This window comes from Rhodococcus yunnanensis NBRC 103083 (assembly GCF_001895005.1).
In the GTDB taxonomy this organism is placed as follows: Bacteria; Actinomycetota; Actinomycetes; order Mycobacteriales; family Mycobacteriaceae; genus Rhodococcoides; species Rhodococcoides yunnanense.
Genome location: NZ_BCXH01000011.1, coordinates 25,456 through 40,101, shown reverse-complemented (window position 1 = coordinate 40,101; position 14,646 = coordinate 25,456). Strand labels below are relative to the sequence as shown.

Sequence of the window (14,646 nt, the reverse complement as noted above, 5' to 3'; positions counted from 1 at the left end):
GGATAATTCTTCAGTCGATAGAGAAACTAGTCTCTCGGCGTCTCGGACGCCCACGGAGGGTCCGCGCCCGGGCGCGAAACCGTGACGGCCGCGGCCCGTGCAGCGAAACTCAGTGCTCGCTCCCAATCTTCCTTACTCATCTCACTCACGGCGCGTGATGTGAGAATGGTCTCCCTGTTCAAAAACGCAAGTAAAGCTCCGTGCACCGTGTCACCTGCGCCGATCGTGTCGACCACGTCGACGGCGACCCCGGGAACCGAGATCTCACCCGACGCCAGAAACACCGAAATACCGTCGCCGCCTCGTGTCATGACCACCGCTGTGACACCCGAAGACAACCAGTCGTCGACCGTCGTCCCCTCGACGCCGAGACTCAACCAGTGGGAATCGTCCTCCGAGACCTTGAGAATGTCCACCGCAGGAAGCCAGGACTTGAACCGCGTCCGGAAACCGTCGGCCGTGATGTCCCCGCTGGTGCTGTCGATGGCGGCAGGGCGAATGTTCGGATCGAGCATCGTCAGCTTTCCTGCAGCTCGCGCCCGATGCAGCAGCGCGGCGTACACCGAAGCGCCCGGCTCGTACAGCAGCGACAGCGTCCCGAAGGACAACGCCTCGATCTCGTCCGGTATGGCACCCGGATCCTCGACCAGACGATCCGCCGTGCCGTCCGCGTAGAAGGAGTACTGGGCGCTGCCGTCGGATGCGAGCGTGGTCATCGCCAACGTGGTCGGCTCGTTCCCGCGCTGCACCCACGAGGTATCGACGCCTGCGTCCTCGAGACTCGCCAGGATCTGTTCGCCGAATGCGTCCTTGGACACCCTCGACAAGAACGCGACCGAGGAACCGAGTCGTCCGATCGAGACCGCGACATTGAACGGGCCGCCCCCGAGCTTCGGGGCCAGCAGCGGCCCTTCGTGCACGGGCACGAGGTCGACCAGCGCTTCGCCACACACGAGAATCGTCATTTAGGCGCGGTACTCCATTCCCCAGGTGCCGGTCCAGGATTCGCCCGGCTTCAGGATCAGCAGATCGATTTCGGAGTTGAACGCGTCGGGAGGACAGGTCATCGGTTCGATCGCCAGTGCTCGCCCTCGGTCCGGATACGCCTGATCCTTCGCGGGATCGGCCGTGAACACCTGGATCCAGTCGAACTCGCGGTCGGTCCACAGCACCGTCGAGGGGCCGCCGGGGGCGCTCAGGACGTGCCGCGCCTTGCCGTCGTCGTCGGGAACCTCGGCGCTGAACGGAGTGTCGAGCCAGACGTCCGCCAACGGCTTCGCAGTGGTGAAGTCGAACTCCGAACCCGCCGTGGGCACCGATGGCCCGCTGGGCAACATTCGCTCGGGATCGAGCTGCAACCGAGTGCCTGCGGACAGTTCGAGCGTGCACTCGTCGAGCGGAACGTCCCCGACCCGGACGAACGTGTGGAAGCCCATCCCGTACGGGGCGTCGGTGTCTCCGTTGTTCTCGGCGGTCGCAGTCACCACGAGGCCGCTCTCGGTCAGTTCGTGGACGACGGTGACCGACAATTCGTACGGCCACCCCTGGTGCACGCCGACGTCGATCGACTGTTCGACCCGTGCATCGGAGTGATCGACGAGCGTCCACTCCTCCCTTCGGACGAACCCATGGCTCGCGTTGTTCCTGCTCGGTTCGGTGATCTCCAGTTCGTGGTCGGTGCCGCCGAACGTGAATTTCCCGTCGGCGACGCGGTTCGGCCACGGAGCCAGCACCAAACCTGCGGACATGGGCGGCTTCTTCCCGACTTCCCACGTCTCCGTCAACGCCGAGCCGTCGTACTCGAGAGCGCGCAAACCTGCGCCCGTCGAAGCGACCTCGGCGCGATATTTACCGCTCGTCAGCAAGTAATTCTGTGCGTCAGCCATGGTGACCATTGTCCACCCTCGTGACCCGATAGCGAATGAATGCAGGCAGAGCAACTGCGGCAATCACCACTCCGACGACGACGAGGACGCCGCCACCGGCCGCAGCAGCGGCGGTACCGACCATGGCGGCGCTCGCCCCGTGCATGACGTCGCCGATTCGCGGGCCACCGGCAACGACCACGATGAACACGCCTTGCAGGCGGCCGCGCATGTCGTCGGTCGCGACCTGCTGGAGCATCGTGCTTCTGAATGCCGCGGAGATCATGTCGGCACCGCCGCCGAGCGCAAGGAACGCAAGTGCGAACCACAGTGCGATCGACACGGTTCCGCCGGTGGCCAATCCGACGCTGACGCCGAACCCGATCATGGCCATCCCCCACACGACGATGCACACGATGACGGCGAGTCCTTGACGCTGCACTCGCGGAAGCCATCCCGAGAACACCCCGCCGATCACCGCACCGGCCGACAGTGCCGCGAACAGCAGCCCCAGAACCAGGCCGCCCGACGCCGGATCGCCGAACGTGTCGTGCGCGATCTGCGGGAACAGAGCACGCGGCATACCGAACACCATCGCGATGATGTCGACGACGAACGAGGCCAACAGCACCTTCTGCGTGGCGAGGTACGTGAAACCCTCTATGACCGAACGAAGCCCGGCCTTTCTTCCTGCCTCGGCCGGAGGAATGGCCGGTAGCCGGATCACCGCCCACAGCGTCGCGAACAACGCAATCGAGTCGACCAGATACAGCGTCCGCAGGCCTGCGAGTGGAATCATCGTGCCTGCGATGAGCGGGCCTGCGATAGCGCCGAAGTTCATCACCGTCATGTTCAGTGAGTTCGCCGCCGGCAACTGCGCACCGGGGAGCAGTCTCGGGATGATCGCGCTGCGCGTGGGCTGATTGACCGCGAAGAATGCCTGCTGAACAGCCAAGAGGCACAACACGACCCACACATTGTTCAGACCGGCGAGCGCTTGCAACCACAGCAGCGTCGACGTCGCGATCAGACCGATCGTCGTGATCGCCAACAACGTTCGCCGATCCATGACGTCGGCGAGAGCCCCACCCCACAACCCGAAGACGATGAGGGGGACGAGCGCGAACACGCCGGTCAAGCCGACATAGGCGGAACTGCGGGTGATCTCGAAAATCTGCTGCGGCACCGCGACGATACTGAGCTGCGCGCCGATGACGGTAACGATGTTGGCGACCCACAGTCTGCGGTACGCCGGATTCTGCAGAGGCGTGGTGTCGGCGAGAACTCCGCGCAGCCTGCTCTTCTTCAGTGCTTCGGTCACGGTTGGAGCCGCTCCACCGTCGAGGAGGCGACTGTGACTCGAATCCTGTTGTGCAGACGGTTCGTTCGACCCTGCCAGAACTCGACGGTCTCCGGGATCACCCGAAAGCCTCCCCAGTTCGGCGGCACCGGAACATCTGCGCCGTCGAATCGCGCTGTCACCTCGGCCAGTTGCGCTTCCAGCTCGGCCCGCGACGCGACGGGACGAGACTGATGCGACGCCCATGCGCCCAGCTGAGACCCGCGCGGACGCGTCGCGAAGTACTTCGCCGTCGACTCGGCCGAGACTTTCTTCACAGCTCCTCGGATCGTGAGCTGGCGCGCGATGGCGATCCACGGGAACGTGATCGACGCATAAGGGGTGCGCGCAAGTTGCACTCCCTTGTCGGATTCGTAGTTGGTGTAGAAGACCACGCCGTCGGCGTCGAGGCCCTTGCACAGAACAGTGCGGGTCGCCGGGTGACCTGATTCGTCGACGGTTCCCAGCACGATCGCATTGGGTTCGGGAACGGCGGCGGCGATTGCGTCGCCCAGCCACTGCTGGGCGACCGGAAACCACCCACCCTCGAACCGATCGACCTCGAGATCGGTGTCGTCCGCGTAGTCGACACGCATGTCGGCGAGAGGTGGTTCGTCATTCGGCACAAGCCAAGACGCTACTGGAGAGTACGACCGGCTAAAGTTTCGACCAGGCAAGCTCGAACGCGGCTCGACGTGGGTCGTACGGCTACGAGGAGAGTCCAGAGGCAATGGCTGTTCAACAGGTACCAGAAGATTTCGTCAGTGGCCTCGAAGGTGTCGTCGCCTTCACCACCGACATCGCCGAGCCGGACAAGGACGGCGGCGCACTGCGCTACCGCGGCGTCGACATCGAAGACCTCGTCTCCAAACACGTCACCTTCGGAAACGTGTGGGCACTGCTCGTCGACGGCCGCTTCGGCCCAGGACTGCCGCCGGCCGAGCCGTTCCCGCTGCCCATCCACACCGGCGACGTCCGCGTCGACGTCCAGGCAGGCCTGGCGATGCTGGCCCCGATCTGGGGCTATCAGCCGCTGCTCGACATCGACGACGCCACCGCCCGCGATCAGCTCGCCCGCGCGTCGGTCATGGCACTGTCCTACGTCGCCCAATCCGCACGCGGCATCTACCAACCTGCCGTACCGCAGAAGAAGATCGACCAGTGCGAAACCGTCACCGCACGCTTCATGACCCGCTGGAAGGGCGACCCCGACCCCGCGCACACCGAAGCCATCGACGCCTACTGGGTCTCCGCCGCCGAGCACGGTCTCAACGCCTCGACGTTCACCGCACGCGTCATCGCCTCCACCGGCGCCGACGTCGCCGCCGCACTGTCCGGTGCGATCGGCGCGATGTCCGGTCCACTGCACGGCGGCGCACCCGCCCGCGTGCTGCCGATGATCGAAGAGGTCGAGAAGAACGACGACGCCCGCGCGCTGGTCAAGGGCATCCTCGACCGCAAGGAAAAGCTCATGGGCTTCGGGCACCGCGTCTACCGCGCCGAAGACCCCCGCGCCCGCGTGCTCCGTGCGACGGCCAAGCGCCTGAACGCCCCGCGGTACGAGGTCGCCGCGGCGCTGGAGCAGGCCGCGCTGGCCGAGCTGCGTGAGCGTCGCCCCGACCGCGCCATCGAAACCAACGTCGAATTCTGGGCCGCGGTCATCCTCGACTTCGCCGAGGTCCCCGCGCACATGATGCCCGCCATGTTCACCTGCGGCCGTACCGCAGGCTGGTGTGCGCACATCCTCGAGCAGAAGCGGCTCGGCAAACTCGTCCGCCCGGCCGCCATCTACACCGGCCCCGCCCCGCGTACCCCCGACTCCGTGGACGGGTGGGGCCAGATCAACTGAGTGCCAGCACTATCGAGCGCCGCTACCGTCCTTCGGTAGCGGCGATCGGCGTTTCAGGGGTTCGGGCCGACCGCGCACGTTCGCTCCCCACGTCCCACCGCGCACGTTCGCTCCTCACGTCCCACCGCGCACGTTCCCGCCAAGCGCGCACCTTCCAGCGGTTGCGCACGTTGCAACCCGCGCAGTCGCTGCAACCCGCGCAGAACGCAGACCCCCACCCCCGCACCCCACGTCCCACCGCGCACCTTCCCGCCAAGCGCGCACCTTCCAGCGATTGCGCACATTGCAACCCGCGCAGTCGCTGCAACCCGCGCAGAACGGGCTCGGCAATGGTTGTCCACAGGCCCATCAACAGGCCTACCTCAGCGCCCAGACGCAGGTCAGCATGTATTGATGGACACCGAAAACGACCCGCTGCTACTTCGTCGCGACCTCGTGCGCAATGGACGGTCCGACAGTGACATCCGATCTGCGAAGGCCGCCGGCTCGATTGCGTCTCTTCGCCGGGGCGCTTTCGTCTCGACGAGGACTTTGAAGGACATGCGCCCCGAGGACCGGCACGTGCTGAATGTCCGAGCTCATCTCGCCGCAGCAAACAGCACGCTCGTTGTGAGCCATCAGTCCGCGGCAGCTGTGCACGGTTTCGAGATGTGGGCACCAGACTTGTCGAAAGTGCACTTCACCGTCGATAGAAACTCCGGAGGTCGAACTACCAAGACCCGCCATGTGCACGCGAATCCCATCGCCGACAGGGATATCACCGAGGTCGACGGAATTCCAGTGACCACCGCTGATCGCACGATCGCGGATCTGCTGAGGGTATTGCCATTCGAGGCAGGTGTGTGCGTCGGTGATTCCGCACTCCATGCGGGTTCGGCTACGGTCACAGGAATCGACGAGGCGCTTGTTCGCTCGGGCGGTCGAGGAATCGTGACGGCACGACGCTCCCTCGAGTTCTGCGACGCGAAAAGCGAAAGCGTGGGAGAAACGAGAACTCGGGTTCTGCTCCACCGTGCGGGCATGCCGGTGCCACGACTGCAGGTGGAAGTACGCGACGAACGTGGCCGATTGATCGCTCGTCTCGACTTCGGATTCGACGTCGGTGTCGCGCTCGAATTCGACGGCGACGTCAAATACAAAAAATTGGTCAAGCCAGGACAGGAATCGAGCGACATCGTCATCGCGGAGAAGAAGAGGGAGGACGGGGTTCGACGTTTCGGGTGGTTCGTACTCCGCGTGACGTGGTCCGACCTCGACCGGCCGAACACGTTTTTGGCGCACCTTCAAGATGCTATCGACCTAGCGGCGACGGTTCCGGGACCACGGATATTCGATCGGCCGGCCTGATCGCGCACCTTCCAGCACCCGCGCACGATGCAACCCGCGCAGCCGCTGCAACCCGCGCGCCGCAACCCGTCCCAACCCCACACCACCCAACCGCGCACCTTCCAGCACCCGCGCACGATGCAACCCGCGCAGCCGCTGCAACCCGCGCGCCGCAACCCGTCCCAACCCCACACCACCCCACACCCCCCAACCGCGCACCTTCCAGCACACGCGCACGATGCAACCCGCGCAGCCGCTGCAACCCGCGCGCCGCAACCCGTCCCAACCCCACACCACAACCTGCGCGGAAGGGAAGCGGCGGACGAGCCGCAGACCCGCATCAACTAATCTGTAGGGGCCATATTCCCTCGACGCTAGGATGCGCTGCTCAATGGCCGACTTGCCGATCATTCCCGCCGATCTTCTGCCCGCCGACGGACGTTTCGGCTGCGGACCGTCCAAGGTTCGCCCCGAGCAGCTGCAGTCCCTGGTCGACGTCGGTGCATCCGTGTTCGGTACGAGTCACCGCCAGAAGCCGGTCAAGGACGTGGTCGCCCGTGTCCGCAGCGGACTGAAGGACCTGTTCTCCCTGCCCGAGGGTTACGAGGTCATCCTCGGAAACGGTGGAACCACCGCGTTCTGGGATGCTGCCGCCTTCGGACTGATTCGCGAGAAGTCGCTGCACCTGACCAACGGTGAGTTCAGCTCGAAGTTCGCTTCGGTCGCGAAGAACAACCCGTTCATCGGCGATCCGATCGTCGTCAAGGCCGAGCCGGGTAGCGCCCCGGAGCCGACGTCGGATCCGTCCGTCGACCTCATCGGTTGGGCGCACAACGAGACTTCGACGGGTGTTGCCATTCCGGTGAGCCGTCCGGCCGGGTCGGAGAACGCGTTGATCGCCATCGACGCCACGTCCGGTGCGGGCGGTCTTCCGGTGAACGTCGCCGACTCCGATGTCTACTACTTCGCTCCGCAGAAGAACTTCGCCGCCGACGGCGGCCTGTGGGTGGGACTGTTCAGCCCGGCCGCACTCGAGCGCGTCAAGGAGATCGACGCGACCGGCCGCTGGGTTCCGGATTTCCTGTCGTTGCCGATCGCAATCGACAACAGTCTCAAGGACCAGACCTACAACACTCCGGCCGTCGCGACGCTGCTGCTGTTCCTGAACCAGATCGAGTGGCTCAACAATCAGGGCGGCCTGGACTGGGCAGTCAAGCGCACCGCTGATTCGTCGTCGCGTCTGTACAACTGGGCCGAGGCCAGTGAGTTCGCTACTCCGTTCGTGGAGAACCCTGCACACCGCAGCCAGGTCGTCGGCACCATCGACTTCGACGACAAGGTCGACGCCGCCCAGGTCGCCAAGATTCTGCGTGCGAACGGCGTCGTGGACACCGAGCCGTACCGCAAGCTGGGGCGCAACCAGCTCCGTGTCGGAATGTTCCCGGCGATCGACCCGGACGATGTCACTGCGTTGACCAAGAGCATCGACTACGTGGTGTCCACACTGAACTAGCAGCAGGCTCACAGCTGGGCGCTTCCTTCGAGAGCTAAAATAGTTGGCATGTGCAACTATCTCGAAGGGAGCGCCCGTTGCCTTTTCTCGCCGCCCTCACGAGGCTGAAGGTCACCATCGCCTACTTCGCGATCGCGCTCTCGGTGACCGCGTTCCTCGCGCATCTGCATCCGCGCACCCAGTGGCACGTGCTGCTGGAGGCCAGCACCAATCTTCACAATCTCGGCGACGGACACATCGGCACGCTCGTCGCGAGTGCGTTCCTCACCGATGGTGAACCGAACTGGCTCTGGCTCGGATCCATCGCTGTTCTGTTCGTCGTCGCCGAATGGGTGTCGGGTTCGAGACGGTTCCTGCTGACCGCCGCCGCGGGGCACGTCGGCGCCACCTCGTTCGTCGCGGTCGGTCTGGTCGTCGGCATCCACGCGGACTGGCTCGCCGACTCGCTCGCGGTGGCCGTCGATGTCGGCGTCAGTTATGCCGCGGCCGCCGTCGCAGGTTCGATGATTCGGTACCTGCGTCCGCCGTGGCGCGCCGTGTGGGTAGCGGGATGGATCGCGTTCGTCACGGCGGCGGCGGTGTCGGATCCGTCGTTCACTGCTTTCGGTCACGCGCTGGCGCTGTCGATCGGATTCATGCTCGGAGCGGTCTACATCCGCATCGATGCACAACGCTTGATCCTCAACCGATCTCGTCAGGTGGCAGCCGAGCGGGTGCAACCCGAGCATGCGATGACTAGTCTTTGACACCGGGACCACGCGTGTCGGACACCCGCCGAAGATCACGAGTGGATTACTGTCGAAGACGGACGATATCGCGAGTCGGCGCGATGAGGAGGTCAAGGTGCGAGATCTACGTGTGGTCGGTCTCGAACCCGATGGGCAATACGTGATCTGTACCGATCCCAAAACCGGCGACAAATTCCGGCTTCCGGCCGACGACAAGCTTCGCGCGGCCTCCCGCGGTGACATCGCTCGACTAGGACAGATTGAGATCGAAATGGACAGTTTGCTCAGACCCAAGGAGATCCAGGCCCGTATTCGCGGCGGCGCGACCGTCGAGCAGGTGGCAAGTGAATCCGGCATGGCACTGAGCCGAGTCGAGATATTCGCTCACCCTGTCCTGCTCGAACGTTCACAGGCCGCCAGCATGGCTCAGGCCGGCCACCCTCTCCGGCACGACGGTCCTGCCGTTCAAACTCTCTGTGAAGTTGTCACCCTCGCCTTCCGCGCCCGCGGCCACAGTTTCGACGACGCAGCGTGGGACGCATGGCGCGACGAGGACAACAAGTGGGTCGCCCAACTGAAGTGGCAGGCCGGCCGTACCACCAACAAGGCGCACTGGCAGTTCCTGCCGGACGGTCACGGCGGCACCATCGTTCCGCTCGACGACGCGGCGTCGGAACTGATCGATCCCGACTTCGGCCGTCAACTCCGAGGGTTGGCTCCGGTCCGAGCTCTGGAATCGGCACCGGACACCGAAGACGAATCGCAGCAGTCCTTCGACGAGTACTACGGAACGACAGCAGACAGCGAAGTCGAAGAAGCAGATCCAACCCCGGTCGCCCCTCCGACTGCGGAAAAAGAGCCGAAGTACGACGCACCGTCACCGAAGAAGGACAAGAAGGGCAAACCCGCGATGCCGTCGTGGGAGGATGTGTTGCTGGGGGTCCGGAGTAGCGGTCACAGCTGAGCATCTTCGGCAGAACTTCGCAGGAGAAGGGTGCGGGCATTGGGGGCCAAGGCATCGACGATCTGGTACGTGGACGCGCCCGATCCGATATCTGTTCTGCGCAACAGTAGTTCGTCGGATTGGGATGCCGCGACGGCATTGGCCGGCAGTATGTTTCCTGGCACCGTCGCGGTTCCCACGCAGCAGGCACCGATCGCCAAGTCGGCAGGCGTTGGTGCCGATGAGGTGTTCATCGGCAGCTACCCCGGTGTGACGGTTGTCTGCAGTGAACAACTCACCGCCGCGTCGCCACTGTCGTTGTCGGACCGCTGGTCCCGCCCACTCGCGTCGGAGCACACGTATCTGATCGCGACCGACCCCGACACTGCGTGGGGCGCTTTCGCTTACTGGGAGCGCGGGTCACTGCGTCGTTCGTTCAGCGCGACGCCGATCTACATCTACGAGGACATCGGACTTCCTCTGGTGTGGGAACGCCCGTTCTGGGCGGGCGAACACCCCCTCGTGTATCCGCCGGGCGTCATGCCCGATCCGCAGTCGCTTCCGTTCCATCCGCAGGAGTTCGCGGAGGCGGCCAATGCACTGTGGCTCGGCTTTCGTTACACCGGCGCACCGCGCGGCGACGAGTTCGATCCGAATGCGTTGCCCGTCTGCGGATTCACCACGTACGTGGCCGGCCAGGAGCCGACCGCAGGGCCTCCGCCCACCCACGAGCGTTCTCTCACGCGGTGGTGGCGACGGAAACCCCCAGCGCCACGAAGCTGACGAGCGCTCCGACGCACGCCCCGTACACCGGCCACCGCCACACCGGCGTACGACGCCATCGCAGGATCGTCGGTGCTGCCCCGCCCACGACGACGAGGTTGATTCCCACCGCAAGAACTACGTTGATGGCAGCCAGCTCGCCGCCGAACGCCGTCAATGCCACACCGACGAGCACCGCGGCGGCAGCAGCCACCGGGATACCGGTGTAGAGAACCTCGGGGTCGGTCACCGCAGCCGCACACGCTCGTAGAACGCCATGGCGGCCGCAGTTGCCACGTTGAGCGAATCGGTGCCGGGCGCCATCGGAATTCGAGCGCGAACGTCGGTTGCACGCATCGCGTGTTCGGTCAGACCTGGCCCTTCGGCCCCGAGCAGCAGCGCGACCTTCTCCCCTGTCATCGCCTCGGCGAGAGGAATCACCGACGGGTTCGGCGTCAGAGAAATGGTCTGAAATCCATTGTCGCGTAATATGTTCAAGCCTCGCGGCCAGTCCGGTACGCGGGCGAACGGTACTCGCAACACGTGCCCCATCGACACTCGAACCGCGCGCCGATACAGCGGGTCGGCACACGCGGCACCGAAGAGGACGGCGTCGGCGCCGAGTCCTGCCGCGTTCCGGAACATCGAGCCGAGATTCTCGTGATCGTTGACGCCCTCGAGTACGACGACCGTCCGCGCATCCTTCAGGACTTCCTGCAGATCGAGCTCCGGTGGACGACGCGCGGCCGCGAGCACTCCGCGATTGAGGTGAAATCCGACGGCCTCGGCCATCACCTCGGCGCTGGCGCGATAGAACGGCACGTCGGCACCGTCGAGACGCGCGCCGAGTTCGGTCAGCCTGCGGTCCACGCCGAGCAGGCTGATCGGGATGAACCGCGACGACAGCAGTCTCTCGGCGACGAGGACACCTTCGGCGATGACCAGCCCCTTCCCCTCCGGGAGGTCGGGACGACGGTCGGAGGAGTTGAGATCGCGGAAGTCGTCCAACCGCGGATCTGCAGGGTCGTCGATGTCGATTACGTGTACCACGTGTCCATCTTGGCATCCGTATGAAAAACTCGACCGTGATGACTACCGACGACTCGATCACGATCAGAACTGCCACCGACGAAGACTGGGATGCTGTAGCCCTTCTCGACGCACATGCGTTCGGCGAGCACCAGAATTCCGAGGACCTCGCCGAGACACAGATTTTGACGAGCTCGAGACATGTCGTCATGGCGTGGGATGGGAGCACACCCGTCGGCGTCGCGATGCATTTTCCCATGTCGGTCACCGTCCCGGGTGGCGCGCAGGTGGAGGCATCCGGTGTGTCGTGGGTGTCGGTCGCGCCGACGCATCGGCGCCGCGGAATTCTGCGACGCATGTTCACCGCGCAGCACCGCGAGCTCCAGGCAGCAGGTGCGCCGCTGTCGCTGCTGACGGCGAGCGAGGCGACGATCTACGGCCGCTTCGGGTACGGACCTGCGACCGAGGAGCACCGGGTGGTGCTCGATCGGAGGTTCGCGCAGTTCCACAAGGGCGTCCCTCCCGTCACCGGGGTACGGCTCGTCGAGTCCGCCGAGGCGTCGACACTGCTTCCCGAGATCTACCGACGGTGGCAGCGCGCGACTGCAGGCGCGCAGCCGAAACCACCGATCCGCTGGGAGCGATTCTTCGCCGACCGCGAGAACCGGCGGCGCGGGCTCACCGAGCTGTTCTTCATCGCCCACGCAGACGGCTACGTCGCCTATCGACGTAGCCCCACCGAGTCCAAAATCGTCGTCGAGGAATTCATCGCCGTCACCGACGAGGCGTACGCCGAACTGTGGCAGGTACTCGCCGGGGTGGATCTCGTCGACACGATCGAGGTCAGCCAGGCCCCCGACGAGGCATTGCCGTTTCTGCTGACGAACAATCGGCTACCCGAGGTCACCGCCCATCACGACGCCCTCTGGTGCCGGATCATGGATGTGAAGGCCGCACTCGAGGCCCGCACCTACGCGGTCGACGCCCAGTTCGTGCTCGAGGTCGAAGATCCGTTTCTCGATGCAGGCGGAACGTTCGACGTCACCATCTCCGGCGGGCGGGCCACGTGCACCGCCGCCGACGCCCCGGCGGACGTGAGCCTGAAGATCGATGTACTGAGCGCACTGTACTTCGGTACACACCGCGCAACTCGGTTCGCCGCAGCCGACCGTCTGTGGAGCCGCGATGCGAATGCGTTGCACACCGTGGACATCGCGTTCTCCACCGATCGGGCATCGGTGATGGGTTGGGGGTTCTAGCGCACCCCAGGGCCCACCCCAGGGCCAACTGACATTTGTCACCTCTCATCGGTGACGGTGTCAGTTCGACCGGTGATGCCGCGCACTACAGCGGCGCAGTCGTTTCGGCGAAGCTCGATGGCATGAGACAACCGGATGAAGGAAACCTGTTCACCGATCTGATGGAGTTCGGGCCTGCCCCGACGATGGCACGAGAGATCGTCGTCATCGTGATTTCGCTGGCCGTGCTGGCGGTCGTGATCGCGGTCGTCGGATCACAGCTGCTCGTGTGGATCGTGGCGGCGGCGACGGTTCTGTTCCTCGCCACCCGCTTCGTGATCGGCCTGCGCGGCTGGAGCACATCATGAGCATCATCGACGTACGCGGAATGACCCGTCGCTACGGCAGCGGAAAGTCGTCGTTCGAAGCCGTCAGCGGACTCGATCTGAACGTCGAGGAAGGCGAGCTGTTCGGACTCCTCGGCACCAACGGTGCGGGCAAGACATCGACTCTCGAAGTCATTCAAGGGCTTTCACGTGCCAGCGAGGGTTCCGTGTCCATCATGGGCATGGATCCGATCCGCGATAGACGCGATGTGCGCCCCAACCTCGGGATCATGTTGCAGAAAGGCGGCCTGCCCTCCGACCTGACCGCACTGGAGAGCCTGGAGATGTGGGCGGGTACGTGCAGCAACCCACTACCGGTTCGCGAAGTGCTCGGACGTGTGGGCCTCGCCGACCGGGGCGACACTCGGGTCAAGTTCCTCTCCGGCGGTGAGCAGCGCAGGCTGGATCTGGCGTGCGCGATCATCGGGCAGCCGCGCGTGCTCTTCCTGGACGAGCCGACGACGGGGTTGGACCCCGAGAGTCGCCGCAACACATGGACATTGATCGAGGAGCTCAAACGCTCGGGTGTGACGATCATGTTGACCACGCACTACTTGGACGAAGCAGAACAGCTCTGCGACCGTCTCGCGTTCATGCACAAGGGCCGCGTGGTTCGCAGCGGAACTGTCGCCGACGTCGTCGTCGGCCATCCGGCGAGGATCCGTCTGGAACTTCCTCCCGTGCCGCTTCCCGAGCTCACCTCCGCACGCATCGACGTCGAGGACGGCAAGCTCGTCATCGACACTGCGGCACTGCAGGACACGCTCACCGAACTCCTGATCTGGGCGCAGCGAGCAGGCGTACGGATCGACGGACTCGATGCACGGGCCGCGTCGTTGGAGACCGTGTTCTTGTCCATTGCAGACGAATTCGACGACCGTAAGGAGATGGCAGCATGAGCGCCTCGACCACACTTGCCCGTTCGGAGTTCACACTCCTCGTCCGCAACCGCGTACTGCTGTTCAATGCTCTCGTCATGCCGCTGCTGTTCCCGGTCGTCGTCCTGATCATCGGGCGCGGCGACGGGCTGTCCGACGCGGCCGTGTCCGCCGCTCTCGAGGTCTTCGCGCTCTTCCTGCTGGTGTTCCTGGTCTTCTACAACCTGTTGTCGGCGTACACCACTCGTCGAGACGAACTCGTACTCAAGAGACTGCGTTCCGGTGAGGCGACCGACAATCAAATCCTGCTCGGCCCGGCGGTCCCGTCGTTCGCACTGACCGCGATACTGACTATCGCCGTGTCCGCGATCATCGTGGGGCTCGGCGGCGGACTTCCGGTCAATCCACTTCTGATCCTCGGCGCTCTCGGCGGCGGCGCAGCGATGTTCGCGGCGCTTGCGCTGATCACCTCGACGTTCACACGCAATGCCGAAGCAGCGCAGATCACGAGCCTGCCGATCATTCTCATCGCGATGGCGGGAACCTCGTTCCTCCGCGAATCCCTGCCCGACTCGTTGGACCGCGTTGTCGAACTGACCCCGATGGCGGCTGTTCTGGACCTGGTGAATCTCGGCTGGATCGGCACGACCGACCCCGATACGGAGGCGCTCGCGTTCGTGGACACCTTCGAGCCCGCACTCGCGCCCCTGCTCGTCGTCGCAGCCTGGACACTCGGATCCATCGTGGTGGCGAAGACCCATTTCCGGTGGGAACCACGCGCGTAGATCTG

At 64.8% G+C, this 14,646-nt stretch carries 16 protein-coding genes; 10 read left to right on the top strand and 6 right to left on the bottom strand.

Annotation, left to right across the window (positions count from 1 at the left end):
- Window positions 1-26: 26 nt before the first annotated feature.
- Genes RY1_RS17620 through pdxH form a run of 4 tightly spaced genes read right to left on the bottom strand, consistent with a single transcriptional unit; the run spans window position 27 to window position 3,800 of the window.
- Window positions 27-965 (bottom strand): carbohydrate kinase family protein, encoded by a 939-nt coding sequence (locus RY1_RS17620; RefSeq protein ID WP_072805308.1) that lies wholly within the window; start codon window positions 963-965, stop codon window positions 27-29.
- Window positions 966-1,895, bottom strand: a complete 930-nt coding sequence (locus tag RY1_RS17615) for an aldose 1-epimerase family protein (protein WP_072805307.1) — start codon at window positions 1,893-1,895, stop codon at window positions 966-968. It lies immediately after the preceding gene.
- Window positions 1,879-3,159, bottom strand: a complete 1,281-nt coding sequence (locus RY1_RS17610) for an MFS transporter (protein ID WP_072805445.1) — start codon at window positions 3,157-3,159, stop codon at window positions 1,879-1,881. Before RY1_RS17610 ends, RY1_RS17615 begins: the two co-directional genes overlap by 17 nt.
- Before the next feature lie 23 nt (window positions 3,160-3,182).
- On the bottom strand, window positions 3,183-3,800 hold the full coding sequence (gene pdxH, locus RY1_RS17605) for a pyridoxamine 5'-phosphate oxidase (protein ID WP_072805444.1): 618 nt from the start codon (window positions 3,798-3,800) through the stop codon (window positions 3,183-3,185).
- Window positions 3,801-3,934: 134 nt separating this feature from the next.
- Here pdxH and RY1_RS17600 point away from each other — a divergent pair, with 134 nt between their 5' ends.
- From RY1_RS17600 to RY1_RS17575, 6 genes are all read left to right on the top strand, one after another.
- Window positions 3,935-5,053 (top strand): citrate synthase 2, encoded by a 1,119-nt coding sequence (locus tag RY1_RS17600; RefSeq protein ID WP_072805306.1) that lies wholly within the window; start codon window positions 3,935-3,937, stop codon window positions 5,051-5,053.
- Window positions 5,054-5,446: 393 nt separating this feature from the next.
- Window positions 5,447-6,400: a hypothetical protein gene (locus RY1_RS17595; RefSeq protein ID WP_072805305.1), complete on the top strand. Its 954-nt coding sequence runs from the start codon at window positions 5,447-5,449 to the stop codon at window positions 6,398-6,400.
- A gap of 370 nt (window positions 6,401-6,770) precedes the next feature.
- Window positions 6,771-7,892 (top strand): phosphoserine transaminase, encoded by a 1,122-nt coding sequence (gene serC, locus RY1_RS17590; RefSeq protein WP_072805304.1) that lies wholly within the window; start codon window positions 6,771-6,773, stop codon window positions 7,890-7,892.
- Between the two features lie 77 nt (window positions 7,893-7,969).
- Window positions 7,970-8,638: a rhomboid-like protein gene (locus RY1_RS17585; RefSeq protein ID WP_072805303.1), complete on the top strand. Its 669-nt coding sequence runs from the start codon at window positions 7,970-7,972 to the stop codon at window positions 8,636-8,638.
- 97 nt (window positions 8,639-8,735) lie between these two features.
- Window positions 8,736-9,584: a septation protein SepH gene (gene sepH, locus RY1_RS17580; RefSeq protein WP_072805302.1), complete on the top strand. Its 849-nt coding sequence runs from the start codon at window positions 8,736-8,738 to the stop codon at window positions 9,582-9,584.
- Between the two features lie 30 nt (window positions 9,585-9,614).
- The gene (locus RY1_RS17575) at window positions 9,615-10,346 is read left to right on the top strand and encodes a DUF6928 family protein (protein WP_245819732.1); all 732 of its coding nucleotides are present in this window, start codon (window positions 9,615-9,617) and stop codon (window positions 10,344-10,346) included.
- Here RY1_RS17575 and RY1_RS17570 read toward each other — a convergent pair.
- Both RY1_RS17570 and RY1_RS17565 read right to left on the bottom strand, forming a co-directional pair.
- Complete coding sequence (locus RY1_RS17570; RefSeq protein WP_072805301.1) at window positions 10,303-10,575, bottom strand: DUF2537 domain-containing protein; 273 nt, start codon at window positions 10,573-10,575, stop codon at window positions 10,303-10,305. The two genes, RY1_RS17575 and RY1_RS17570, sit on opposite strands and share 44 nt — an antisense overlap.
- Window positions 10,572-11,375, bottom strand: coding sequence for a TrmH family RNA methyltransferase (locus RY1_RS17565; protein ID WP_072805300.1), 804 nt, complete (start codon window positions 11,373-11,375; stop codon window positions 10,572-10,574). Before RY1_RS17565 ends, RY1_RS17570 begins: the two co-directional genes overlap by 4 nt.
- 38 nt (window positions 11,376-11,413) lie before the next feature.
- On the opposite strand from RY1_RS17565, the gene RY1_RS17560 reads away from it, so the two are divergent.
- The 4 genes from RY1_RS17560 (at window position 11,414) to RY1_RS17545 (ending at window position 14,641) form a co-directional block, all read left to right on the top strand.
- Window positions 11,414-12,613, top strand: a complete 1,200-nt coding sequence (locus RY1_RS17560) for a GNAT family N-acetyltransferase (RefSeq protein WP_072805441.1) — start codon at window positions 11,414-11,416, stop codon at window positions 12,611-12,613.
- Window positions 12,614-12,735: 122 nt separating this feature from the next.
- Window positions 12,736-12,960 (top strand): hypothetical protein, encoded by a 225-nt coding sequence (locus tag RY1_RS17555; protein ID WP_084727530.1) that lies wholly within the window; start codon window positions 12,736-12,738, stop codon window positions 12,958-12,960.
- Window positions 12,957-13,877 carry an ABC transporter ATP-binding protein gene (locus RY1_RS17550; RefSeq protein ID WP_072805299.1) on the top strand — a complete coding sequence of 307 codons (921 nt, stop codon included), beginning with the start codon at window positions 12,957-12,959 and terminating at the stop codon, window positions 13,875-13,877. The genes RY1_RS17555 and RY1_RS17550 overlap by 4 nt, the downstream gene beginning before the upstream one ends.
- A complete protein-coding gene (locus RY1_RS17545; RefSeq protein WP_072805298.1) occupies window positions 13,874-14,641 on the top strand; it encodes an ABC transporter permease in 768 nt (255 codons plus the stop codon). The genes RY1_RS17550 and RY1_RS17545 overlap by 4 nt, the downstream gene beginning before the upstream one ends.
- Window positions 14,642-14,646 lie beyond the last annotated feature (5 nt).

Coding starts and splice junctions, on each gene's coding strand:
- RY1_RS17555 (WP_084727530.1), top strand. CDS start 12,736: ATGAGACAACCGGATGAAGGAAACCTGTTCACCGATCTGATGGAGTTC.
- RY1_RS17545 (WP_072805298.1), top strand. CDS start 13,874: ATGAGCGCCTCGACCACACTTGCCCGTTCGGAGTTCACACTCCTCGTC.
- RY1_RS17600 (WP_072805306.1), top strand. CDS start 3,935: ATGGCTGTTCAACAGGTACCAGAAGATTTCGTCAGTGGCCTCGAAGGT.
- RY1_RS17550 (WP_072805299.1), top strand. CDS start 12,957: ATGAGCATCATCGACGTACGCGGAATGACCCGTCGCTACGGCAGCGGA.
- RY1_RS17560 (WP_072805441.1), top strand. CDS start 11,414: ATGACTACCGACGACTCGATCACGATCAGAACTGCCACCGACGAAGAC.
- RY1_RS17595 (WP_072805305.1), top strand. CDS start 5,447: ATGGACACCGAAAACGACCCGCTGCTACTTCGTCGCGACCTCGTGCGC.
- pdxH (WP_072805444.1), bottom strand. CDS start 3,800: ATGCGTGTCGACTACGCGGACGACACCGATCTCGAGGTCGATCGGTTC.
- RY1_RS17615 (WP_072805307.1), bottom strand. CDS start 1,895: ATGGTCACCATGGCTGACGCACAGAATTACTTGCTGACGAGCGGTAAA.
- RY1_RS17620 (WP_072805308.1), bottom strand. CDS start 965: ATGACGATTCTCGTGTGTGGCGAAGCGCTGGTCGACCTCGTGCCCGTG.
- serC (WP_072805304.1), top strand. CDS start 6,771: ATGGCCGACTTGCCGATCATTCCCGCCGATCTTCTGCCCGCCGACGGA.